Here is a 22,725-nt window from a genome sequence, read left to right as displayed (position 1 = left end):
CCATGGTTTTTTTATTCGATATTGATGCAGTCACCCCTATCTCACAGTATCAGATGTTCATAGAGTTGCTGTAAACGCAAATTTGTTTCTTCTCTGACCTGTAGTGCTGCGTCGATCGTAATCGACTCAAACTGAGCTTTGTAATTGGGCTGCATTTGACCGATCAGATCAAGGTCTGAACTGATGACAGTCCCGATAGTGGCATAACCACCGCCTGAGACGGCATCGCGAAGGAGCACAATGGGTTCCTTACCCGCCGGGACTTGGATGGAGCCGATCGGATAACAGGCATCGACAATATTTGATGGATCAGAACCGGCACCAAACGGCTGAACTCTTGGTTTGAATTCAAGTGAGTGACCGCCTTTAAAGCGATAACCAATGCGGTCTGCTTCGCTGCCGACCAGCCATTCTTCTCGATAGAAACGGCGGAGGCTTGCTGGCATCAGTCGATGCGCATATAGCCCTTCAACGACCCGAATCGTTGTTTCCTTATGAATCGGCCGCAAGAACCGTTTGGGAATCGTGCGACCTTTGCTGACTTTCACGGTGGGGGAACCGATCGTCAGCAGGTCATCTTTTTGTATGGTTCGTCCTTTCATGCCCCCCAAGCTGCCCAACACATAGGTTGAACGACTGCCTAAGGTTGGCTCTAGATTGAATCCGCCGGCAACGGCCAGATAAATTCGGGCGCCCTTCAGAGGGTAGCCAAAGTTAAGTTTTTGGCCTGCCTGCACTTTGAGGGTCGTATTCATCGGCATCACTTCGCCATCGATCATGGGTGGCATATCTGCCCCACATACTGCGATCAGCGTTGTGCTGAGAAACGCCAGCTCTGGCCCCAAAAGTGTACATTCGAGGACCGCTTCAGTGACCGGATTTCCAACCAATAGATTGGCCGCTTTCATCGAAAACTGATCCAAGGCGCCCGAGGGCGGAATGCCCAGATGATAATAGCCTTCGCGTCCACCATCTTGTACGGTTGTACTGAGGCCGGGTTTGATGACTTTAATTGACATAAAGCGCCTCCATGATGCGACGTTTGTAGTCTTCTGGATCGGCAAGGTATTCCTGTAAGTCGAATCTGAATGGCCGGGTATGAAGTTGATAAGTCCCTGACTCGACCGCCTGAGTGATTTGTTGGTATTCCAACTGATCAATCGGACGGAATTTCACGATGTCACCCGCACGGAAAAACACAATCGATTCCTGCATGTGGGGCATCGATTGCAGAGGGTCGTAAATCGGGACGGGGGTCATCCCAAACATTTGATAACCACCTGCGCCTTTGACGGAATAGATGCAGCCAAAACATCCACCGTGACCGACAGTCTGTTTGGGCGTATCTGTTCTGGGTGTCAGATACTTCGGGACTTCAAGTTGCTGTTCTTGCTCGACCATCTGAAACATAAAGGGGAGCCCGGCAACAAATCCAACCATCGAGACAAACCAGGGGGAGTGGCTATGTGCACGAATGAAGTCTTCAATGTTGCCGTGCCCGTTTAAACTCGCAGCATATTCTAAATCGGTTTGTTCAGGCGATTGATGTCTATCCCGAAAACGCATCAGCGTTTCGTGTGTCCAAGGATCATTGTAATACACCGGAATCTCAATGATCCGAGTGTTGAGATGATGGGCTGTGCTACGCGCACTCTCAAGGGATTTTACTTTGTCCAGCAATGTTTGTGGTGATATCCGGTCGGGATTAAACCGAACTTGAAACGATGCGTTGGCAAGACAGATATCCAGAATCCCCGATAAATTCATCGCTTTCAAGCGATTGGTTATTTCCAACCCACGGAAAAATGCAGGCAGAGACATAGACTCGGAGATCTCTGCAAATAGATGCTCATCGCCCCCGAAAGAGTACCGGATTGATTGTTCAGACATGTCCTAATTCTCCTTCCTCTTGCTGGTCAGTGAATGTTCCTGACAGGCTGTTGCATCGACCATTTTTATCGTTTTAACTTCGAGAGTATCGGGTTACTCTTGCGTTTCAATACTGGCAATTACTTGGCCGGGTTCAATAAACGCTTCGTTCTCAATATAAAACGATTTTAGGATGCCATCGACATCTGCAGTGACTTCAGAAAATTGTTTCATCACTTCAATTAATCCAATCACCTCACCACGGTGTATCTCACTCCCTTCAGCGACAAATTCCGCTACGTCAGGCGCCGGACGCCGATAAAAAATACCGGGCAACGGCGAGGTGACTTGATATGTATTTGTCATTTTTTACCTCAATTTTTACCTCAATCTTGGTGATATACCATTTTAATTATTCATACGGTTTGGCGCCTGAATCGAAATACCGGCTTGTTCCAGCGTTTGTCTGACGACTTGAACGAGTGCCAATGCGCCCGGGGCATCACTATGAATACAGATTGAGTCGAATTGTACAGAAATTTCCTGATTATCAATGGTCGTAACTTTGTTTTCGCGACACGCTTTGAGGATTTTGTTTGCAACCTGATTCGGATCCAACATTCCGGTTTTCCGGGTAAAGACGATTGATCCACTTTGATCGTATTCTCGATCTGCATAAAATTCACAAATGACGGAGTGGCCTTTGTCTAATGCAAGCTGATGGAGCGGTGAGCCATGCATCACATATAAAATAAGTTCTGGTGCAAGACGGTGGAGCTGATGAATAAATAAGTTAGCCGCTTCGTAGTCGTTTGCCAGATGCATGTATAATGCACCGTGTGGTTTGATATGCTGTAAAGTCATTTCGTGAGCGGATGCCATCTCTCTCAAAGCACCGACCTGATAAATGATATCGTGAATAAGTTCGGGGGCTGAAGTATGAATATGGCGACGACCAAAACCGAGTAGATCTCGATACCCGGGATGCGCCCCGACCGAAACACCATGTTTTTTGGCAAGTTCCACGGTGGTATACATTGTGGATGGATCCCCCGCATGAAACCCGGTTGCAATATTGGCAGAACTGATAAGCGGTATGATTTGTGCGTCTGCGTTATCACCGACAGACCAATGGCCAAATCCTTCTCCGATATCAGAGTTTACATCAACAGATAACATCGTTTTCTACCACCATTATTTATGGTTATATATTTACGCAACCCGTTCAATATATAGCTTTTTGCGTACTGTAAAAAAGATTTATTTTTAGATATTGTGGTATCTGAAAATCAGATACCTTGAGAGATAAACATATGTCAATGACCATTCGGCAATTGAAATATTTTGTTGCAGCAGCTGAACTTGGGCAGGTTTCTCAGGCCGCCATTCAGTTGAATATCTCACAATCAGCGGTGACCACTGCAATCCGGGAATTGGAATCATTACTTGGGGTGGCCTTGTTTGTGCGCAGCACTCAGGGAGTCACGTTGACGGATCAGGGGCGTCACTTTTTGAATAATGCTTATCAGGTTCTGAGAAGTGTTGATGAAGCGCTGAATATGCCACATACGGATGAAGAAGCCTGTGGTTCCGTTCGCTTCGCGGCCACTTATACGGCGTTGGGATATCTGTTGCCTTACCACTTACAGCGATTGAGACAGTGGTACCCCAATATCTCAATTGATTTGTACGAGTTTGAGCGGATGGAGATTGAAGATAAATTATTAGATGGTTCAATTGACATGGCGATTGTATTGACGGATAACTTAATAGCGTCAGAGGTTGTTTCTGAAAAATTATTCAGTTCTGAACGCAGGCTCTGGATACCCAGTCACCATCGGTTGAGTCAGCAGAAAACATTGGTTTTGGAAGATATTGAACAAGAGCCGTTTATCATGCTGACGGTGGATGAAGCTGATGTGAGTGCTATGCGTTACTGGTGTCGTAAATCGTTGCAACCCAATGTGATACTCCGCACCAGTTCAGTGGAATCGGTCCGCAGTATGGTTGCGAACGGATTGGGCGTCGCCATTCTTTCTGATCTCGTTTACAGGCCGTGGTCTTTAGAGGGGCGGCGGATTGAAACACGTTCTCTGGATGATGTGATCGATCCGATGAGTGTCGGCTTAGCTTGGAAGCGTGGTAAAACTTTTACCCAAGCAATGCTGGCTATTCGGCGATATTTACAGCAAGCCTACCTCACTCCGCAGCAGAATATGATCAGGAATACGGTGTTATAAAAATCCGGATGATATGAGCAGATCGGTTGGGTACATCAAACAAATAAGTGGTTGAATGGATGATATTGATTGCCGGTTGTCTACGTTTTATCACTCAGACTGATCAATTAGCACATATTCGAAAACGGGGCCGCTTGCGGGTCGGCACTCCGGGAGATTATCACTTGCTATCCTACTTTGATGGTGAGAACTTTTCTGGCTATGACATTGATATTGCAGCTTATTTAGCTGAGCAGTTGGGAGTTGAAGTTGAATTAGTGTTGACTGAACGGCAGGCACTGGTCTCCGGGCTGTATTCTGACCGGTTTGATATCGCGATGGGCGGTATTCCTCGCTCAGTCTCTGGTCAGTATGAGGTTGAGCAGACGCAAGGTTACCTCACTTTTCGTCATGTGTTGATGGCAACAGCAGACAACCAATCACGCTTCAGTAGCCTTGCACAGCTCAACCGTCCTGAGGTAAAAATTGGTGTGCATGTTGGTCAAGTTTATCAAACGTTGGTTGAACAGTATTTTCCGGCAGCCACTATTGTGGCGTTTGAGAACTACTTGAATATGCCATTGGCCGTAGACGCCGGGCAGATCGATGTGATGATGGCCGAAACACCATTTGCGCAGTTTTATCAGGCAACCGAATCCTCATTGATTGCCATTCGGGAACTGACACCGACGGAACAACATCAATTCAGTTATCTGCTGCCTCTCGGGCAGCAGCGATTACTCAATATGGTCAACCTGATTCTGGATGACATTAAACTCAAAGGGATCGAGCGACAGTTCATGGTCAAACATGCATTGCATCAACCTTTTGAGTGCAATACACCGGACAGTCATTCTGCTTAAAGTAAAATTGCACCCGCCGTCCCCAGGAAAGCAAAAAAGCCGACAACATCGGTGACGGTTGTCAGGATGACAGAGCCTGCCAATGCAGGGTCCAGCTTGAATTTATCCAGCAGTATCGGGATTAAAACCCCAAACAATCCAGCCGTTGCAATATTGACGACAATGGCGAAAGCGATTGTCATTCCCAATCCCAGCGATTGATACCACAGGCCAGTGAGTGCACCGATAATCAATGCCCAGAGCAGGCCGTTCAATGCGCCAATCCCCAATTCATTTTTCAGGAAGGTCCACCGGTTGCCTGACGTGATCTGGTTTAAAGCCATCGCCCGCACCATTAACGTAAGGGTTTGGCTGCCGGCAATGCCACCCATAGAGGCAACAATGGGCATCAAAACGGCCAGCGCAACGACTTGCGCGATTACATTTTCAAAGACTCCAATCGTGATCGAAGCCAGAATTGCGGTCAGCAGATTAATACCGAGCCATACCCCCCGTTTTTGTGCCCCTTTGAAAACGGGTGCAAATAAGTCATCCCCTTCGTGAATACCGGTCCCCGCCATCAGGCGGGCTTCGTAAATTTCTCGCTGAACACTGAGCGTAAACTGCCAGTCAACCGCACCGATTAAGATGCCGTAATCCCCCAGTACGGGGAGCGTCGGGTATTCCGAATGCTCAAGCGCACTGACGGCTTCTGAAAGCGGTGCGGTTGCTTTGAGTTGGGTGAGATTGGTTTTATTCAGTGAACTCAGCGGTGCTGAAAGATCAGCGGTCAGCAACTCAGCGGAACTGATCAGGCCTCGGAATTTTTTATCCTTATTGATCAGATAAATATAAGGTGTCGGGCCATCCTGATATTTATCCAACAAGATTCTGGCACGACTGACCCGAATATTGAACGGCAAAGTAAACACTTTACGGTTTGCCCAGTGACCCAGCTGGTTGTCATGATACTGGTTGGCTTGGTCATAAAGCTCCAATTCATCCCGGCTGATTAATCGTAGTGCTTCACTGATGATATCGTCAGGCAGGGAATCTTCCCACTCCAGCAGCGACAGGTTATCCAGTTTCGCGAGGATTAATTTTAGCTCTATCGGTGTCAGACTCTGAATCACTGAAATCCGTGCTTCTGAGCGCATTTCCGTCAGAACGGGAATATGAAATTCAAGTGGTAAAGCACGCCAGAGTTTGACCCGTTGCTCTACTTTTAATGCTTCAAGTAAACGTGCCACAGTATCTGAATCCATGCCGTGATTCAGATATGAGGTCAGTTGTTTTGACTGTTCAATCTCATCGGCTTGTGTCAGTGATTCAATAAATAAGGATAAGTCTTCTTGAACGCTCAATTTTTTCACTCCGAGAATGTATTCAGCACCATATGGCATCAAGAAAGATCTGCACCGGAGCATATTGCTATGGGATGTCCATTGGGGCAGACCGTTTCCTGAATGTGTGGTCTTAAAGAGACACCGAATCCTGCGGTTACTTGGGTGGCTATGATACTCAAGAATAAAAACAGCAGGAACAAAAATTAAAGGGAAGTGGCGAGATTCTGGGAGAATATGTCTGAAACCATCAGACAGGTCTCAAGAGCGACCTGACGATGGTTTCAGAATGGGTTAGCGTGGTGACTACTGCGCTGCGGCTTTCGCTTGTTCTATCCAAGAGTTAAATAATTTCTGGTGAGCTTTGATCCAACCATTGGCATGCGCTTCAATATCCGCGGTACTATTTTTCCCCTGACTCATCATCATGTTTTCCGCACTCACATCGTTGATGTTGAGCTTCATGAGTGAGAATAATTTCGCTGCGGCTGGGTTATCTTGCGCAAACTTTTTGTTTGCAACAATTTTCATTGTGTTCATCTCGAAACCATAATTTTTACCATTGGGGAGACTGGTATCGATGTTCTTCCGATTGCCGGGCAATGCTGAGAACGGTACTTGCAACCAGACAACATCTTTTCCCGGAACCAATACACCACTGACCCAATATGGTGTCCATGTATAATACAGAATCGGTTGGCCTTTGTGATAGCGAGCGATTGTGTCAGCAATCAGTGCTGAATACTTACCCTGATTGTGCGTCACGGTTTGACGTAAACCGTAGGCATCTAACTGATGCTCAATGACACTTTCACATCCCCAACCGGGGTTACATCCGGTGAGATCCGCTTTACCATCGTCATTGGTATCGAAGAGCTTCGCCAGTTTCGGATCTTTTAATTGTTCAATATTAGTAATCTTATATTTCTGGGCTGTTTTTTTATCAATAAGATAACCCTGCACAGCACCAGAAATATAGTTGCCTGCAACATAGAACGCGTCATCACCACCTGATTTTTCATATTTGTTGACGTGCAGGGGGAACCAGCCGACAGCAAGGTAAGTTGCGTCGCCTTTGGCAATCGAGGTATAGCCGACGTTGTAATCGACTTCTTTGGTGGGTAACACGGTGTAGCCTAAAGCTTCCATCGCTTTGTTGACGATCAGCGTCTGAAAGGTTTCTTCTGCAACTGTGGATTGTACGGGCTGAACCGTAATCCCTTTTCCGGGTAAATCTTCAGCGAAAGCCAGTGAGGCTTGACACGCTGATAATACCAGACCGGTGGTTATCAACATTCTCCGTGTATATTTCATATTTGATTTCCTTATATAGATGAGCTTATCAATGCCCGAATATCCTCTATGTTCCGCATTTGAGGCTTTCGGGCCTCAAGGAAAAGAACCGCTGGAACACACTTCATTGATGTGAAGGTCCGGTTCTATGGTCAGCCAATCAGAAACGAGACTGATGGTTGAGTTCGTGACTGACTGGCGGTATTTCCTCGTACGTCATGGCTTTGTTATTTGGTAACCATGGTTAATTGGTTAATTGGTTTTTGCTTTTGCAACCAGTCGCCAAATGAAACTGGCGGGACCTGCGTGATACCAACGACTTTTATTATCCCGGGTTGCGATGCCGATGGTTTGCGTAATTCGATCCAACAGAATGGCGAGAATCACAATCCCAAGTCCCCCAACGGCTGCCATCCCCATATCGAGCCGACCAATACCGCGTAATACGGTTTGTCCCAATCCGCCCACGGCAATCATTGAAGCGATGACCACCATAGAAAGTGATAGCATCAGTGTCTGGTTTACGCCAGCCATGATCGATGGCATCGCTAAAGGAAGCTGAATGCGATACAGCATCTGTTTCGGGCTTGCACCGAAAGCATGACCTGCTTCAACCAGCTCTTCGGGGACTTGTTGGATACCGAGGATGGTCAATCGAACGATGGGCGGCAGTGCAAAAATAATGGTCACGACGACCCCGGGGACGTTGCCAATCCCGAACAGCATCACAATGGGGACGAGATAGACAAACGCAGGGGTTGTCTGCATTGCATCAAGCACCGGCCGGATTATTTTCGCGGCCGTCTGATTCCGAGCTAGCCAGATGCCGAGCGGCAGCCCCATCAGTAAGCAGAAAAATACCGAGGTCATGACCAAGGCCAATGTCACCATTGCTCCATTCCACGCACCGACCAGACCGATCACAATTAATGAAACCAGTGAAATGATTCCCATGCGCAGCCCCGCCATTTGCCAAGCCAGCAGAAACAGTATCACTAACATGACGGGGGCCGGTGTGGCGACTAATGCGGTCTGGAATGAGCTGAGGATTAAATCGATTGGAACACGGATCGCCTGAAATAGCGGCCGTCCGTGCTCTACTAACCAGTTGAGTGCCGTTTCTACCCATTGATCAAAGGGTATGACTGCGTCTTTAAATGGGTGTAACCAGTGAAATGTCTCTGGTGGTGGTGTGCTGGCATTTAACCAGTCACTGTTCGCTGTGGTGCTTGTCGCCCAAGGGTCAACGTTTTGTGAGGATTCCATTGCCATAATTATTCTCTGTCTAAAGTCTGAAGTAATCGGGATTTACTGATAACACCCAGATAGCGGTTATTGTCATCGATGACAGGCAGCGCGTAAGGGACGGTCGCAACTTGACCGATTAATTCGCTGATGGGAGTGTCGGCATGAACATGAATCGTGTCTTGCAGGAGTGCACTGTAGAGTGAGCGTTTTTGTTTTTGAGCTTCTTTGAGTGAATCGATGGAGACAACGCCTTCATAGCTATAGCCCCGATCAACGACAATGCCAAACTCCCTGTCATTATCCAGTAACAGTTGTAGTGCAGCGGCTGGTCCATCATTGTCATGTTTTTTCAGGAGCGTGGCGATTTTTCTCCGGGCAATATCTTTTGCCGTGAAAATGTTGGCGACATTCACGCCGCGGAAGAAGGAACTCACATAATCATTGGCCGGATTGTGCAGAATATCGTCCGGGGTGCCGACTTGAATGAATTCACCATCTTGCATAATGGCAATTCGATCACCGATACGCATGGCTTCATCCAGATCATGGGAAATAAAAACAATGGTCCGTTTATCATCGTTCTGTAAGCGGATCAGCTCATCCTGCATTTCAGTACGAATGAGCGGATCGAGTGCTGAAAATGCCTCATCCATTAACAGGATATCCGGGTCATTGGTTAATGCCCGGGCAAGTCCGACCCGTTGTTTCATGCCTCCGGAAAGTTCATCAGGGAAAGAGTCCCCGTAAGCATCCAGTCCGACTCGTGACAGTGCATCTTTGGCGCGTTGATAGCGGGTTGCTTTATCAATCCCCGCCAGCTCTAGGCCAAACGCAGTATTGTCGATCACTGTCATGTGTGGCATCAGTGCAAAATTCTGAAAAACCATTGAAATTTGTTTACGCCGAACTTCGCGGAGATCTGGCGCGGAGATGCGTGCAATATCCCGCCCTTTGAGCAGGACACTGCCTTGGGTTGGTTCGATTAAACGATTTAACAAACGGACTAGTGTTGATTTTCCGGAGCCGGACAGTCCCATAATTACGAAAATTTCGCCTTCCTGAATCGAGAGCGATACATTTTTGACACCGACAGTGAGACCTGTTTTTTCAAAAATTTGGTCTTTATCCAGCCCCTTTTCCATTAAGGGAAAGGCGGTGTCAACTGACTCTCCGAATATTTTGTAAAGCTGTTTTACTTCTAAGATAGCTTCCATGTCATCATGACCCATATTGTTTAAAATTAACAACTATATGTAATGAACTCTAAGCATTAATTGGATATAAATCAAGCGCTTCTGTTTCTTGATGTTTTTTTATCTATATAACATGTTGATTTTAAATGATTATTTATTTCTCCTTTTTTTTCATGTTTTTGTGGAATTATTTGTGCACAAATTAATTGTTTTTTTATCTACTGTGGATTGTTTCGTGCTGTATTTCATTAGACAATGTGGATGACGCTTGCCGTGTGAAAGATAAGTGGTCTTAAAAATAAGGGGTCTGCCGTGTTAAAAATTATACTGATGGTTGGAATTATACTGTCTCTTTTTCTGAGAACTGCCGTTGCAGAACCGGAACAGAAATACTCGCAAACTGATATCTTGGAGCGTCCGCTTATCGAGCGCTATATTCTTGATGAGCTGAAATCACTACGACAAGATCAACAAGATCTGGAGCGCCGTCTGACCATCCAGATAACGGATCGGGAATTGAGCGTTGCCGATAAATCAATGAATTATGCCAATGTTACGGTTACTTATTTCTTTTACATTATCGCTGCTGCCGCGTCATTGATCGCTTTATTTGGCTGGCATTCATTGAAAGAGGTGAAAAACAACACGCGTGAGCTGGCCGATAAACGCTTAAATAAAATTGCGCAAGATTATGAGAAAAAATTTCTGGCCTTGGAGCGCGATCTGAAGCGTAAAACACGGATCATCACTGACAATAACCGCGAGATTGAGATTATCAATGAGATTCACAACTTGTGGCTCAGAGCACAGAGTGTGCAAACACCAGAACAACGAGTGCAAGTTTATGATGAAATTCTGAAAATTCGTCCGGGAGATTTAGAAGCACTGACCTATAAAGCTGACGCTGTGATGGAAATGAAAGAATATCACTGGGCAATGAGCTTATGTAACCGCGTGCTTGAGCTCGATGAAACCAACGGCCCGGCGTTGTATCAACGCGCTTGTGCCTACGCGTGTTTGGGCGCAGAAGAACAGGCGATTATCGATCTACAGCTCGCCGTTGATCTCAGCCCTTCACTGCGCGAGTTCATTGCTGAAGAATCAGACTTTGAAGGACTGCACGGCAATAAGACGTTTGACAGTTTGCTGACGGCTCCTTCTCAGGAGTAGTGTCATCAATCAATCATGACGATTGGTTGACACATGACTCATACACATCTGTCATATTGTCGGGATTTATCGCTATCAGTTGTTGTTGATCGCCGTCCGTTGTCGATAACTATCCGTTGTTGATAGCTATCCGTTGTTGATAACTATCCATTGTTGATAACTGTCGGTTTGGTTGACAACATTCTTAGAGGAAATCCCTTTATGGCATATACATCGGATGATCTTGACGCACTTTATCATGTTTGGATGTCGCAAAAAGCGAGAATGCATCTGACACAGATGGAAGTGGCTAAGCAGTTGGGACTGACCCAAATCCAACTGTCCAACATTTTGCGGGGGCGTGAGCCACTGACGCAGCAATTCGTACAATCTTTCTGTCGATATCTCCATGTCGATCCCTATCTGTTCATGCCCAGCCTGATCAAACAGCAACGGGAAGGGCAACAGCAAGTCAAACTAGTCAATCGAGTGATTATCGATGGTGATATTGATTCGGTTTATGTGGATGGCAATCAAGTCGTTATTGAGTACCGGAGTTTGGTGAGATAGACTCAAACACCGACAAGGTATCTTCATCTTAGTCTTTGATTATAAATAAAAATAAGACAACACAACACATATCCGTTGTATCGCAATCGTATTTGATATCACGACATGGAAAGACAATGAAAAAAATTATATTGGCAATATCAGTAGGCGCTTTATTCTCCACCATGACTCAGGCTTCAGAATGGGGATATATTGGTGAACATGGTCCGAAACACTGGGGGCATGTCTCCAAGGTTTGTGAGACCGGGAGAAACCAGAGTCCGATTAATCTGACGGAGACAGTCACATCCGAACTGAAGCCTTTGGCGATTGATTACCAAGGGCAAGTGACGACCCTGACCAACAATGGTCATACGTTACAGGCAACCATCACCGGTAACAATACGCTGACCGTTGATGGCAAGCTTTTTGAACTAAAGCAATTTCATTTTCATACCCCTTCCGAAAATTTGATTAAGAATCACCAATATCCTTTGGAAGCTCACTTTGTTCATCAAGACAGTGACGGCAATCTGGCTGTTATTGCCGTGATGTTTGATATCGGGGGCGCGAATCAGGAGTTGACGCTGTTGACACAGAAATTACCGGGAAAAGGCGACGCAGTGCCGGTTTCTTTCCCTGTGAAAGATTTACTGCCGCCAACGCAGAAATATTATCGTTTCAATGGTTCGCTCACCACGCCACCGTGTAGTGAAGGGGTACGTTGGTTTGTGATGAAACAGACGAAAACGCTCTCGACCAAGCAGGAGAATGTACTGGCTTCTGTCATGGGGCACAACAATCGCCCCGTTCAGGCACGCAATGCGCGCGTAGTGTTAGATGAAAAATAGCTTAGATGAAAAATAGTTTAGATAAAAAATAGGTGGGATGAGAAATAATGGGGTCATGTGATTTCACTCATCATTCAAGGTGATTGGCAGTTCAGCGTTATCACGAAAAAGCCCCTGATATTCAGGGGCTTGTTGCGTGATGAGTGTGTAAAAGTTTAGCCAATCACCACCTGAGCCAGCAGATAACCGACAATACAGCCCGTCACAACGGCAATGAGACCGACCGCCATAAACGAGTGATTAAAGTACCATTTTCCTATTTTCGTCGTACCGGAGACATCAAAGTTGACGGTGGCGATATCCGATGGATAGTTCGGAATAAAGAAATAACCATAAACGGCAGGCATCAGGCCGATCAACAATGCAGGGTTCAGGCCCAAAGCCAGCCCGACCGGCAGCATCATCCGAGCGGTTGCGGCTTGAGAGTTGACCACGACAGAAACAACGAAGAGCGCCAGCGCGAAGGTCCAAGGATATAACTGAACCATTTCAACAATCCCAGACTTGAACTGAGGCATCGCATATTGGAAATAAGTATCTGACATCCAGGCAATCCCAAAGATTGCAATGGCGGCAACCATCCCAGATTTAAAGACGACGCCATCAGGGACATTTTTCGGATTTGTGCGGGTGACCAGCAGAATAATCCCGCCAAAGCAGAGCATCATCATCTGGATTACAACGGCCATACTGATGGGTTTCGCCCCTTCGCTGATAGTTCTGATTTCCGGCACCATCGCAATCAAGACAATACAGAGAATGGAGCTAATAAAGAGTAAAACAGAGTTTCTTGCTTTTGCCGGTAGGGTTTCATTCAGCGTTGTTGCGGTTGTATTTCGGATCTCTTCTTGCCAAACGGGATCTTTCAGACGAGCCTGATACTCTGGGTCATCTTGCAGTTCTTTTCCTCGTTTCAGACTGTACAACGACATCGCGAGTGTACCGCAAAGTGTGGCTGGTACAGTGACCATCAGAATAGAAAGGAGTGTGATATTAGCCTGAACATTCACTAACTGAGCCAGATAATAAACCACAGCCGCTGAAATCGGAGACGCTGTAATCGCTACTTGCGAAGCCACAGAAGCGGCAGCCATCGGGCGTTCTGGGCGAATCCCATTTTTCAGTGCGACATCACCAATGATTGGCATAATGGAATAGACCGCATGGCCGGTACCCAGCAAAAAAGTCATGGTATAGGTGACAAACGGTGCGATGAGGGTAACGCGTTTGGGATTTTTCCGTAGCAGGCGTTCAGCGACCTGTAACATGTACTTCAATCCACCAGCGGCTTCAAGAATGGATGCACAGGTGACCACGGCCAAAATGATGAGCATGACATTGATGGGCGGGGAAGTCGGAGGCATTTTGAAGATAAATACTTCGATAACCAAACCGATCCCAGACACCACGCCCAAGCCGATACCACCGTATCGAGAGCCAATGTAAAGCATCAATAATAGGAAAAAAAACTCCATATACAACATATTGTAAACTCCTATAACAATTCGTTACTTCATCATCATCGATATGGTGAAAAAAATATTGACGATAATCATGTTCACTCGTCGTTTTTTTAAAAGTGTTACGCGATCGGAGAGAACTCACATTATGGAATAAAAACGTGACTGCGATGCAAATATGATGTGTTGTTTACTGGATGGGAGTGTTAATAGGTTGTGGGGGATCATACCGTTGATTGATCTCCCACAACATTTAGGTGGGAAAATTAGTCGTAAATTGTCGGAATTGGCTGACGTTTATGCTGAGTGGCCTGATAAATTGCGACTAATCGATCAATGACGCCCTGCGGAACCGGTTTTCCTTCCAGAAAATCATCAATCTGATCGTAGGTCAGATTCAGCGCTGCTTCATCCGCTTTTTGCGGTGCCAGTTCTTCCAAATCAGCCGTCGGAACTTTATTGACCAGTACATCCGGTGCACCCAGTGTTGCAGCAACCTGACGAACCTGACGTTTATTTAATCCGAACAATGGGGCGAGGTCACATGCACCATCACCAAACTTGGTATAAAAACCAGTAATATTTTCTGCGGAGTGGTCGGTGCCGAGCACAAGGCCACGCACATAACCCGCAATTTCGTATTGGGCAATCATGCGGGCACGAGCTTTGACGTTGCCTTTCACGAAATCCAGTTGTGCATGGTCTTCTGGGAGTAATCCGGTTCCTGCCAGTGCTTGGTGAGACGCAGCGTGAAGGCCGTCAACGCCCGCTTTAATATTCACAGAAACAGCATGGCTCGGCTCAATAAAGGTGATAGAGAGTTGCGCTTCATCTTCATCTTTTTGCTCACCATAGGGCAATCTGACCGCGATGAATTGATACGGGGTGTCTGGATGCGCCTCATTGAGCTGATTAACCGCCAACTGTGCCAGACGACCACAAGTGGCCGAGTCAATGCCACCGCTGATACCGAGCACCAGAGATTTACAGCCGGATTCAGTCAATTTGCGTTTGATAAAGTCAATACGACGCTGAATTTCATATTCTGGGTTGATAGTGGGTTGGACACGCATTTCCTCGCGAATAAGCTGTTCCATTTTGAGATTCCTTTTCGTACAAGAATAAACTGATAACAAGAATAAACTGATAGTATGAAGCTCAAGTCACCGTGATCGGGAGATACGCGCAATCCCGTATCTTGAGGTCACTTGGGTATATAACAACTTTTTAGTATCATACCTATTTCGTTGAATTAGAAAACCGGATAATTGCCAGAAAGGAAGGATATGTTGAAAATCGCTGTATTTGGCAGCGCTTTTAACCCACCAAGTTTGGGTCACAAAAGTGTGATTGATTCATTGAGTCATTTTGATCAAATTTTACTCGTCCCGAGTCTCGCTCATGCATGGGGAAAGAAGATGCTCCCTTACGAGCAACGATGTCGCTTGGTTGATGCACTGATATCCGATTTAGGCGGTGATAATATTCAACGCTCTGCAATTGAAGAGCAGCTTTATCTTCCCGGCAAGCACATTACCACTTATGCGGTATTGACCGCATTACAGGACATTTATCCGCAGGATGAACTGACGTTTGTGATGGGCCCGGATAATTTGTTTCAATTCGCCCGTTTTTTTCGAGCGAAAGATATCCTCAAGCAATTTAATGTCATGGCCTGTCCGGAAAAAGTGCCCGTTCGCAGCACGGACATCCGCCAAGGACTTCAGCAAGGCAAGACGATCGATACATTAACGACACCGTCTGTTGCTCAATTGATCCATTCACTATCGCTCTATCACTAATGTTTCATGTGAATAATGTTTTATGTGAATAATGCTTTATGCAAATAGTGTTTCATATGAATGATACTTTATGTGAATAATGATTCATATGTGATTAGTTGGTGCCTGTATTCCTGAGGGACGCTTGTCCGGCTCAGTGTGCTTTCGCACCATACGACTTAATATGCTTTTGACCTGTTCTCTGAGCACAATGTATCGGTTTCAAATTGATGCAACCTAAATTGTAACTTTGTGACCCAGGTAGTGACTGTCCCCGTAAAGGTAACTATTTGATTTGAAAATATAACGCATGTGAAAGGCCCATGCTTTTTTGATGTTGTTCCGATAAGTCAGAATAAAACCGTTAAGAGTGATAGGGATGTGCTAAAACTATATTAGGCCGATGAAAAAGAGGTGTTTATGGAATTATTTGCAGATATGCGTTCAGGCTCTTCAGATCATGAAGAAAATAAAGACAGTCATTCATCGGCAAATGTTCAGGGTTTAGAGCCTTGGAAAGTGTTGCTGGTCGATGACGATGCACAAATGCACCAGATTACAAAGCTGGCGCTCAGTAATTTTGTTTTTCAGAAACGTCCTTTGAAATTGATCTCTGCTTACTCTGGCAGTGAAGCGCAAGACATCTTTAAACAAGAAGATGACATTGCACTGGCACTGATCGATGTCGTGATGGAAACGGAATATGCGGGACTGGATTTGGTTCGCTTCATCCGGGAGACCTGTCGTAATCGTATTATCCGGTTGGTCCTACGGACAGGGCAAGCGGGTCAGGCACCGGAAGAAAAGGTGATTCAAGATTATGAAATTGATGACTACAAAGAAAAAACGGAGCTCACCACCCAGAAGTTACGGACTTTACTCTATTCGATGCTGAGAGCATACCGGGACTTATGTCTCATTGAAGAACAAAAGGAGGGACTAAGCAGAGTCATTGAAGCCTCAGCCAAGGTTCAAAATACCAGAACATTGAAAACTTATGCGACAACGGTATTGAAACAACTGACTTCTCTTCTCGGGCTCGAAGCCTCTGCTTTTTACTGTATCGTCTATCCCCATGATCGTGAAGACGGCGAGCGTGCTCTGACACTGGCCGCAACAGGGAAATATGTTTCCTTTTATAAAGAGTGTAGTTTCAATGTGCTCCCGGATTTGGTCGCTCAGCGCTGTCAGGAAGTCTTGGCAAAATGTGCCTCCCAAAATTATGGGGATGCTTATGTTTTTCATACCCGCGATGAACGGGATGTCTCGAATCTCCTCTATGTCAATTTGAACGGTGAATTATCGGATATTGATAAACAGTTGTTGGAAATATACATGCAGAACATCTGCATGACATTCGACAATATCAACTTGTTTGTCGATTTGCAGGAAACCTCGGTGGAGCTGGTATATAACCTCTCGAATGCTGTTGAAGCTCGTAGCAAAGAGACTGGTGCACATGTCCAGCGGGTGTCATTGTATAGTGAGCGTTTGGCTCAGTTGTATGGCTTGAATGAAACGCAGGTTAAAATGATCAAACATGCAGCACCGTTACATGATGTCGGAAAAGTAGCCGTGCCCGATAGCATTTTGCATAAGAGCAGTAAGTTGGATCATGAAGAATGGACCATTATGCAAAAACATGTGGAGTATGGTGTCGAAATTTTGAGTAAATCAGCGCGTCCGTTGATGGTGATGGCGAAAGACATCGCTGAGTATCATCATGAGCGATGGGATGGTAGCGGTTATCCTCATGGTTTATCCGGAGAAAGTATCCCGATTTGTGGCCGAATTACGGCACTGTCGGATGTTTTCGATGCCCTGGGGGCGAAACGTTGTTATAAAGAAAGTTGGGCCGATGACAAGATCAAACAGGAAATTTTAGACCAGCGAGGCAAACAATTTGACCCACAGCTTGTGGACTTGTTCATTGCACACTGGGATGAATTTATCAACATTCGCAATAGTCTGCCCGATTGAGTCTGAATCGTTACAATACCGTTTCTTGCTCTTGAATGTTTAATTGCTTGGGAAGCTTGAGCCAATAGTGGAGACCTTGTCCGGGAGTGGATGAAAACTGTAATGTTCCCTGAAGTTGTTGGGTCACCAGATTAAACACTAAACTCAGGCCAAGCCCCGAGCCACCGTGCCCTCTTTGGGTGGTATAGAACGGTTCAAATATTTTTTGATGTAAACTCTCAGGGATGCCAATGCCGTTGTCGAGATACTCAAATACAATTGACTCCCCCTCGGCATGAAAACGAATCATAATCTGCGGTGCGACTGGTGTGTTTTCGTTGTCGAATGCATGACGGATGCTATTCATTATGAGGTTGGCAATCACTTGCGTCAAACCGCCCGGAAAACTATTCATCATGAGGTTCTCATCTCCTTCCAGTTCTGGCTCAACCGGCACTTTTCTGGTTTCCGGATACATACTGACAATTAAGGCTTGCAAGACCTGATAGATGTTAAATTGACTCTGACACTCAGAGATTTGATCAACCGCTGTCTGTTTAAAGTTCTGCATTAATTGAGATGCCCGGGTGAGATTGCCTTTCAACAGATCGACACTTAAATTTAATTGTTGGATCAGTTCCGTAAACTGATGGGTGGTGAGTGTTTGATTATGGAAGCTCTCTTCCAGCATTTTTCTGACATCTTCTGCGACCGATGTCGCTGTAATGGCAATCCCAAGCGGGGTGTTGACTTCATGCGCCACACCGGCAACCAATCCTCCGAGTGCGGTAAATTTTTCTGATTGAATCAGTTGCGTTTGAGCTTGTTTGAGTTGCGCCACATTGTGTGCCAGCTCATCAGTGCGTTGTTCGACTTTATCTTCCAGCGCTTGATTGAACTGCTTTAAGGCCAGCTGCCCGGATTTCAGCTCAGTGATATTCAGAGCCGTTCCCCGAAATCCGAGGAATTCATGCGTGGCGCTATAGCGGGCCAGTGCCTGAAAAACAAACCACTGTCGGGCACCATCCAAAATGATGGTGACTTCACACTGTTGGAAACTCTGCTTGAGAGCGAGCAAGCGGTGTAGCTCCTGTGCGGGTTGTAACACTTCGATTTGCTTGAAAGGGGTCGGATGACTTTCCGATAGATGTAAGGCGTTCAACATGCCTTCCGAGGCATAAGTCAGCCGGAGTGAGTTATCCGTTTCCCAGAGCCAGTCCGATGATATCAGTGCAAAATGTCTTGAGCGAGTCCGTTCCAAATGATTGCTCTGGTAAAAATCCCCGAGGTTTTGGGTTAATTTATTGGTCTCTTTGACCAGTAACGATAACTCATCATCGTGCTGCGTAATGAATGGCGTCTGATAAACTTCAAGTTGCATCCCCGGGTTCATCGGGTTGTAACGTTGCAGGAAGCGCACAATCGAATATATCCGCTGATTGATGCTTCGATGAAAAATAACGAGGATCAGATAACAGACCAATGTGGTTTTGAGGGCATTAATCGCCAATGTCGTCAAAAATGCACGAATCAGGATGTTGTAGATATTATCGAGGCTCGATTCAACGGTAATGGTGCCGATCAATTTTGTTTCATCACTCACCGGTTCGCGGACAGTCAGTGGGTAGACATGTCGAATCACCTTTGAAGTGCGCGGGTTACCAACAGCGAGGCTGTAATTACCCGATTGAACCTTTAAACAGTCAATATCAGATAAAAGCACCAAGTGATCCATTCTCTGCTGCAACCGTGGCAGGTTAAAGTCCCAAATAAACGAAGCCAGCACATGCGCGTGCACGTCGCGAATTTCTATATGGCGTGTTTCAATATGATCCATATGTTGTGTGTAATTGAAATAGAGCTGAGTCACTGTGGAAATCAATGTAAACACGCTACTGATCAGAATCAGGATGAAAATCATGCGTCGCCCAAGACGGCTCCGTAACGGGGAAATCAATTCTGTGCTGTATTTACCTGTTGTCATATTCTTGAGGCCCTAGCCGACAATCGTCCACCTTGGGGACATCTGTTTTTCAAATTAATCCAATGTCTGCGGGAGTTGAATGCGATACTGAACGCCTTGACCCGGCTCTGAGGTAAATTTCAAATGACCTTTCAGCCTCTGAGTGACCAGATTAAAGACCAGATTGAGCCCCAGTCCCGACCCGCCATGACCTCTTTTACTGGTATAAAACGGTTCAAAAATCTTTTCGTGTAATGTCTGTGGAACACCGATGCCATTATCTTGATATTCAAAAATAATATGCTGGCCTTCTGCATAGAATTTGATCTGAATTTCCGGTGACGGATGTTCACCTTCAAAAGCATGAACTAGGCTGTTCATAATCAAATTCGAGATAATTTGAGTTAATGTTCCCGGCAGGCTCGTCATCATCAGCGCTTCATCCCCTTCCAGTTGTGGTGACACCGGAATCTTGCGGGTTTCTGGATGCATACTGGCAATTAATGCCATCAGCACCTGATGAATATTGAACTTACTATGGTTTTCAGACACCTGATCAACTGCAGTCTGTTTGAAATCCCGAATTAACTTCGATGCCCGGCTCAGGTTGCTTTGCAGTAATCCTGAGCCCGATTTCAGTTTTTCCGTCAGTTCAACAAACTGAGTCGAGGTTAAAGTTTGAGCGCGAAATGCTTGTTCAAATTCCGCGGTTACTTCCTCAATGAGCGATGTTGCGGTTACCGCAATACCCAACGGGGTATTGACCTCATGGGCAACACCAGCCACCAACCCACCGAGTGCCGCCAATTTTTCCGATTGGATCAGCTGTGCCTGTGCCTGTTTGAGTTGTTTGAGACTCTCGGCTAAATCATGCGTCCGTTCTTGAACGGTATGCTCTAAGCTTTGATTGAGTTGTTCCAGCTCAGCTTGTACCGATTTGAGTTCGGTAATATTCAGCGCTGTGCCACGAAAGCCCAAAAATGTATCCTGCTCATTGTCATAGCGCGCCTGTGCCTGAAACATCAGCCACATCTTATGTCCGTTTAAGTTGAGCGCGACTTCACAGTGGTGAAAGTTTTGCTTGCCGTTTAAGGATTGTTGTAACTGAATTGCTGTTTGAAATTGTTCAATTTCATGGAATGCCAAACGATGGTTCTCTGGTAAATTGAGGGCTTCCAGCATCGTTTCTGAGCAATACACCAGTTTCAGGGCGGAGTCGGTTTCCCACAGCCAGTCAGACGAGACATGGGCAAAATCCGCTAAACGCGCCTGTTCGAAGCGAATATTCTGATATAAGATCGTGAGATTTCTGGTTAACTTATTGGTTTCATTGCATAAAAGAGATAATTCGTCATTTTTTTGCGTAATAATCGGATAGCTATAGACGCGTAAGGGGTGGGTTCTATGTCTGGGATTATATTGCCTCAGGTAGCGGACAATTGCGTAAATCCGTTGATTGATACTGTGGTGGAAAATAATCAGAATCAGATAGCAGACCAAGGCTGTTTTAATGGTATTGATTGACAGAATGACCAAAAAGTCATGCATCAGTGAGTTATAGATTTGCTGAAGATTCGACTCAACGCGAATCGTCCCGATTTGTTCTGATTTTCCGGTGATCGGATCTTGGAAGGTCAGCGGATAAAGATGACTGGTCGCTTGGCCTGTCACTGGTTTTCCCGCACTGATTTTATAGTTGTCAGACTGTATTTCCAAATAATCGATATGAGGCAGATTGATCAGCCCATTGACTCTTTGCTGCAAAATGGTGAGATCAAAATTCCACAGTGATGAAGCCAGCAGGTGGGTATGGATATTCCGAATTTCTTGATGACGCCGATCAACGTTACTAAATTGTTTGTTGTAGTCGAAATAGAGCTGCGTTAGGGTCGCTAAAAAAGTAATTGTCCCACTGAGTAATACCAAAATAAAAATGATTCTTCGTCCCAAGCGGCTGCGCAGTGGGTGAATCGATTTTATCTCTATCTCTTCCATCTCTTGAGCTGCCTCTTGTATCGGCTTTTCAGTCTTTGATGTCATATTGTCAATGCCCTGATTTCAGTTCGTATCGTCGTCATTTGCAAGAGACGCGCTGCTGTCAGAGCGAACACGTCTTAGTTAATTATTGATGACATTAAGTTTTTCTGCTCAATAGTTGCTAAAAAAATCCTGATTCTGTCGGCAAGACTCACAGAAGTCTGGGAAAAAAGGCATTTTCTGTGCCGAAAGAGACCGATGTCCTCATTTTCATGATTAATTAACATGATTTTACACCGACCCGATTTAGCAATGGTGAGTTAGTGAACGACGCACATGAAAACCAAGGCTCATGTAAAATCTTTTCTTTTGCGAAATTGCATCAGTTGAATCCTGAAGAAACGCTGGCTTGCTTTGGGGACTTTTATCGTCAGGATGTTCTACAACACCCTGAAAATCAGGACCATCAGAATATCCGTAACTTTATGCGCACCGGTTGGGCAGGGATTCGGTTTGAGGGCCACGCATTCGCGGTAAAATCGTAACGTCGCACTGAGACAAGAGAGACCAAGAAAGAGATACTGAGACAAAATGGTGCTATCGCAGCGGCTGTTGGGCAAGGCAGCGACGACACAGGCAGAGGGCTGTCCCGGTTTTCTCCCGGGGTGACACATGAAAACACCAACAGTCTGATTCACCGGCACTGATACCACAATGTGTCGGCTCTGAGCATTGCGGACAAGCATGAGATGTTGCTGTTCCGCTCAGCCGTTGCATAATTTGGTCTCTTTGTTGATCGGTGTAATGGCGCCACTGCCGGATCTCTTCCATCGTTCGGTAGCACCCCGAACAAAGACCCTCTTCATTTTTACAGTTGCCGACACACGGCGACTTGATCGCTTTTTCTGACACTTCTATCTGACTCATTTTTTGCTCTGGCAGACACTATAAGAGATCGCCCTGTGATGTTGCAATATTTTGCAATCGGGCGAGCCTTGGTGAGGCAGCGTGCAAAATTGAGAGATGCAT

At 45.8% G+C, this 22,725-nt stretch carries 20 protein-coding genes and 1 pseudogene; 8 read left to right on the top strand and 13 right to left on the bottom strand.

The features are described from left to right. Window positions 1-41: 41 nt before the first annotated feature. The 4 genes from OCU60_RS22765 to OCU60_RS22750 form a co-directional block, all read right to left on the bottom strand. Window positions 42-1,019 (bottom strand): 5-oxoprolinase subunit C family protein, encoded by a 978-nt coding sequence (locus OCU60_RS22765; protein ID WP_074371960.1) that lies wholly within the window; start codon window positions 1,017-1,019, stop codon window positions 42-44. Further along, window positions 1,009-1,890, bottom strand: a complete 882-nt coding sequence (locus OCU60_RS22760; RefSeq protein WP_074371959.1) for a 5-oxoprolinase subunit B family protein — start codon at window positions 1,888-1,890, stop codon at window positions 1,009-1,011. The genes OCU60_RS22765 and OCU60_RS22760 overlap by 11 nt, the downstream gene beginning before the upstream one ends. A gap of 93 nt (window positions 1,891-1,983) precedes the next feature. Then, window positions 1,984-2,235: an acetyl-CoA carboxylase gene (locus OCU60_RS22755; protein WP_074371958.1), complete on the bottom strand. Its 252-nt coding sequence runs from the start codon at window positions 2,233-2,235 to the stop codon at window positions 1,984-1,986. 42 nt (window positions 2,236-2,277) lie between these two features. Further along, on the bottom strand, window positions 2,278-3,048 hold the full coding sequence (locus OCU60_RS22750; RefSeq protein ID WP_074371957.1) for a 5-oxoprolinase subunit PxpA: 771 nt from the start codon (window positions 3,046-3,048) through the stop codon (window positions 2,278-2,280). A 134-nt stretch (window positions 3,049-3,182) separates the two neighbouring features. On the opposite strand from OCU60_RS22750, the gene OCU60_RS22745 reads away from it, so the two are divergent. Both OCU60_RS22745 and OCU60_RS22740 read left to right on the top strand, forming a co-directional pair. Continuing rightward, window positions 3,183-4,109, top strand: coding sequence for a LysR family transcriptional regulator (locus OCU60_RS22745; protein ID WP_074371956.1), 927 nt, complete (start codon window positions 3,183-3,185; stop codon window positions 4,107-4,109). A gap of 59 nt (window positions 4,110-4,168) precedes the next feature. Further along, window positions 4,169-4,951 (top strand): transporter substrate-binding domain-containing protein, encoded by a 783-nt coding sequence (locus OCU60_RS22740; protein ID WP_074372043.1) that lies wholly within the window; start codon window positions 4,169-4,171, stop codon window positions 4,949-4,951. On the opposite strand, the gene OCU60_RS22735 is transcribed toward OCU60_RS22740, so the two are convergent. The 4 genes from OCU60_RS22735 to proV form a co-directional block, all read right to left on the bottom strand. Next, complete coding sequence (locus tag OCU60_RS22735) at window positions 4,948-6,294, bottom strand: magnesium transporter (protein WP_074372042.1); 1,347 nt, start codon at window positions 6,292-6,294, stop codon at window positions 4,948-4,950. The two genes, OCU60_RS22740 and OCU60_RS22735, sit on opposite strands and share 4 nt — an antisense overlap. A 285-nt stretch (window positions 6,295-6,579) precedes the next feature. Next, complete coding sequence (proX, locus tag OCU60_RS22730; RefSeq protein ID WP_370738665.1) at window positions 6,580-7,569, bottom strand: glycine betaine/L-proline ABC transporter substrate-binding protein ProX; 990 nt, start codon at window positions 7,567-7,569, stop codon at window positions 6,580-6,582. 249 nt (window positions 7,570-7,818) lie between these two features. Beyond that, window positions 7,819-8,838: a glycine betaine/L-proline ABC transporter permease ProW gene (gene proW / locus OCU60_RS22725; RefSeq protein ID WP_074371954.1), complete on the bottom strand. Its 1,020-nt coding sequence runs from the start codon at window positions 8,836-8,838 to the stop codon at window positions 7,819-7,821. Between the two features lie 2 nt (window positions 8,839-8,840). Next, window positions 8,841-10,028: a glycine betaine/L-proline ABC transporter ATP-binding protein ProV gene (proV, locus tag OCU60_RS22720; RefSeq protein WP_074372041.1), complete on the bottom strand. Its 1,188-nt coding sequence runs from the start codon at window positions 10,026-10,028 to the stop codon at window positions 8,841-8,843. A gap of 309 nt (window positions 10,029-10,337) precedes the next feature. Between proV and OCU60_RS22715 the strand changes: the two genes are divergently transcribed. The 3 genes from OCU60_RS22715 (at window position 10,338) to OCU60_RS22705 (ending at window position 12,556) form a co-directional block, all read left to right on the top strand. Further along, entirely contained in the window at window positions 10,338-11,177 is an 840-nt protein-coding gene (locus OCU60_RS22715; RefSeq protein ID WP_074372040.1) for a tetratricopeptide repeat protein, read from the top strand. Window positions 11,178-11,378: 201 nt separating this feature from the next. Next, on the top strand, window positions 11,379-11,726 hold the full coding sequence (locus OCU60_RS22710; RefSeq protein WP_074371953.1) for a helix-turn-helix domain-containing protein: 348 nt from the start codon (window positions 11,379-11,381) through the stop codon (window positions 11,724-11,726). A 116-nt stretch (window positions 11,727-11,842) separates the two neighbouring features. Then, entirely contained in the window at window positions 11,843-12,556 is a 714-nt protein-coding gene (locus OCU60_RS22705) for a carbonic anhydrase (protein WP_074371952.1), read from the top strand. Window positions 12,557-12,711: 155 nt separating this feature from the next. Here OCU60_RS22705 and OCU60_RS22700 read toward each other — a convergent pair whose 3' ends face one another. Together OCU60_RS22700 and nadE are read right to left on the bottom strand one after the other, a co-directional pair. Then, window positions 12,712-14,040, bottom strand: coding sequence for an anaerobic C4-dicarboxylate transporter (locus OCU60_RS22700; protein ID WP_074371951.1), 1,329 nt, complete (start codon window positions 14,038-14,040; stop codon window positions 12,712-12,714). A 242-nt stretch (window positions 14,041-14,282) separates the two neighbouring features. Then, entirely contained in the window at window positions 14,283-15,113 is an 831-nt protein-coding gene (gene nadE, locus OCU60_RS22695; protein WP_074371950.1) for an ammonia-dependent NAD(+) synthetase, read from the bottom strand. Window positions 15,114-15,302: 189 nt separating this feature from the next. Here nadE and OCU60_RS22690 point away from each other — a divergent pair, with 189 nt between their 5' ends. Continuing rightward, entirely contained in the window at window positions 15,303-15,818 is a 516-nt protein-coding gene (locus tag OCU60_RS22690) for a nicotinate-nicotinamide nucleotide adenylyltransferase (protein ID WP_074371949.1), read from the top strand. Between the two features lie 399 nt (window positions 15,819-16,217). Beyond that, window positions 16,218-17,777 carry a DUF3369 domain-containing protein gene (locus OCU60_RS22685; RefSeq protein WP_074371948.1) on the top strand — a complete coding sequence of 520 codons (1,560 nt, stop codon included), beginning with the start codon at window positions 16,218-16,220 and terminating at the stop codon, window positions 17,775-17,777. Between the two features lie 10 nt (window positions 17,778-17,787). Here OCU60_RS22685 and OCU60_RS22680 read toward each other — a convergent pair whose 3' ends face one another. Together OCU60_RS22680 and OCU60_RS22675 are read right to left on the bottom strand one after the other, a co-directional pair. Further along, window positions 17,788-19,740, bottom strand: coding sequence for a sensor histidine kinase (locus tag OCU60_RS22680; RefSeq protein ID WP_074371947.1), 1,953 nt, complete (start codon window positions 19,738-19,740; stop codon window positions 17,788-17,790). 54 nt (window positions 19,741-19,794) lie between these two features. After that, window positions 19,795-21,714 carry a PAS domain-containing sensor histidine kinase gene (locus OCU60_RS22675; RefSeq protein ID WP_182289176.1) on the bottom strand — a complete coding sequence of 640 codons (1,920 nt, stop codon included), beginning with the start codon at window positions 21,712-21,714 and terminating at the stop codon, window positions 19,795-19,797. Window positions 21,715-21,980: 266 nt separating this feature from the next. Between OCU60_RS22675 and OCU60_RS22670 the strand changes: the two are divergent. Continuing rightward, window positions 21,981-22,241: pseudogene (locus tag OCU60_RS22670) on the top strand (HopJ type III effector protein); the annotation flags it as partial. A gap of 52 nt (window positions 22,242-22,293) precedes the next feature. Here the strand turns inward: OCU60_RS22670 and OCU60_RS22665 are convergent. After that, the gene (locus tag OCU60_RS22665; RefSeq protein ID WP_370738664.1) at window positions 22,294-22,623 is read right to left on the bottom strand and encodes a cysteine-rich CWC family protein; all 330 of its coding nucleotides are present in this window, start codon (window positions 22,621-22,623) and stop codon (window positions 22,294-22,296) included. Window positions 22,624-22,725: the final 102 nt, after the last annotated feature.

Origin of the sequence: Vibrio spartinae (assembly GCF_024347135.1) — a bacterium.
Classification (GTDB): Bacteria; Pseudomonadota; Gammaproteobacteria; order Enterobacterales; family Vibrionaceae; genus Vibrio; species Vibrio spartinae.
The sequence above is the reverse complement of the archived record's forward strand: the minus strand, read 5'-3'. Positions and strand labels throughout refer to the sequence as shown.

Coding starts and splice junctions, on each gene's coding strand:
- OCU60_RS22680 (WP_074371947.1), bottom strand. CDS start 19,740: ATGACAACAGGTAAATACAGCACAGAATTGATTTCCCCGTTACGGAGC.
- OCU60_RS22710 (WP_074371953.1), top strand. CDS start 11,379: ATGGCATATACATCGGATGATCTTGACGCACTTTATCATGTTTGGATG.
- OCU60_RS22755 (WP_074371958.1), bottom strand. CDS start 2,235: ATGACAAATACATATCAAGTCACCTCGCCGTTGCCCGGTATTTTTTAT.
- OCU60_RS22700 (WP_074371951.1), bottom strand. CDS start 14,040: ATGTTGTATATGGAGTTTTTTTTCCTATTATTGATGCTTTACATTGGC.
- nadE (WP_074371950.1), bottom strand. CDS start 15,113: ATGGAACAGCTTATTCGCGAGGAAATGCGTGTCCAACCCACTATCAAC.
- OCU60_RS22685 (WP_074371948.1), top strand. CDS start 16,218: ATGGAATTATTTGCAGATATGCGTTCAGGCTCTTCAGATCATGAAGAA.
- OCU60_RS22750 (WP_074371957.1), bottom strand. CDS start 3,048: ATGTTATCTGTTGATGTAAACTCTGATATCGGAGAAGGATTTGGCCAT.
- proX (WP_370738665.1), bottom strand. CDS start 7,569: ATGTTGATAACCACCGGTCTGGTATTATCAGCGTGTCAAGCCTCACTG.
- OCU60_RS22745 (WP_074371956.1), top strand. CDS start 3,183: ATGTCAATGACCATTCGGCAATTGAAATATTTTGTTGCAGCAGCTGAA.
- OCU60_RS22705 (WP_074371952.1), top strand. CDS start 11,843: ATGAAAAAAATTATATTGGCAATATCAGTAGGCGCTTTATTCTCCACC.
- proV (WP_074372041.1), bottom strand. CDS start 10,028: ATGGAAGCTATCTTAGAAGTAAAACAGCTTTACAAAATATTCGGAGAG.
- OCU60_RS22765 (WP_074371960.1), bottom strand. CDS start 1,019: ATGTCAATTAAAGTCATCAAACCCGGCCTCAGTACAACCGTACAAGAT.
- OCU60_RS22740 (WP_074372043.1), top strand. CDS start 4,169: ATGATATTGATTGCCGGTTGTCTACGTTTTATCACTCAGACTGATCAA.
- OCU60_RS22760 (WP_074371959.1), bottom strand. CDS start 1,890: ATGTCTGAACAATCAATCCGGTACTCTTTCGGGGGCGATGAGCATCTA.
- proW (WP_074371954.1), bottom strand. CDS start 8,838: ATGGCAATGGAATCCTCACAAAACGTTGACCCTTGGGCGACAAGCACC.
- OCU60_RS22690 (WP_074371949.1), top strand. CDS start 15,303: ATGTTGAAAATCGCTGTATTTGGCAGCGCTTTTAACCCACCAAGTTTG.
- OCU60_RS22675 (WP_182289176.1), bottom strand. CDS start 21,714: ATGGAAGAGATAGAGATAAAATCGATTCACCCACTGCGCAGCCGCTTG.
- OCU60_RS22715 (WP_074372040.1), top strand. CDS start 10,338: ATGGTTGGAATTATACTGTCTCTTTTTCTGAGAACTGCCGTTGCAGAA.
- OCU60_RS22665 (WP_370738664.1), bottom strand. CDS start 22,623: ATGAGTCAGATAGAAGTGTCAGAAAAAGCGATCAAGTCGCCGTGTGTC.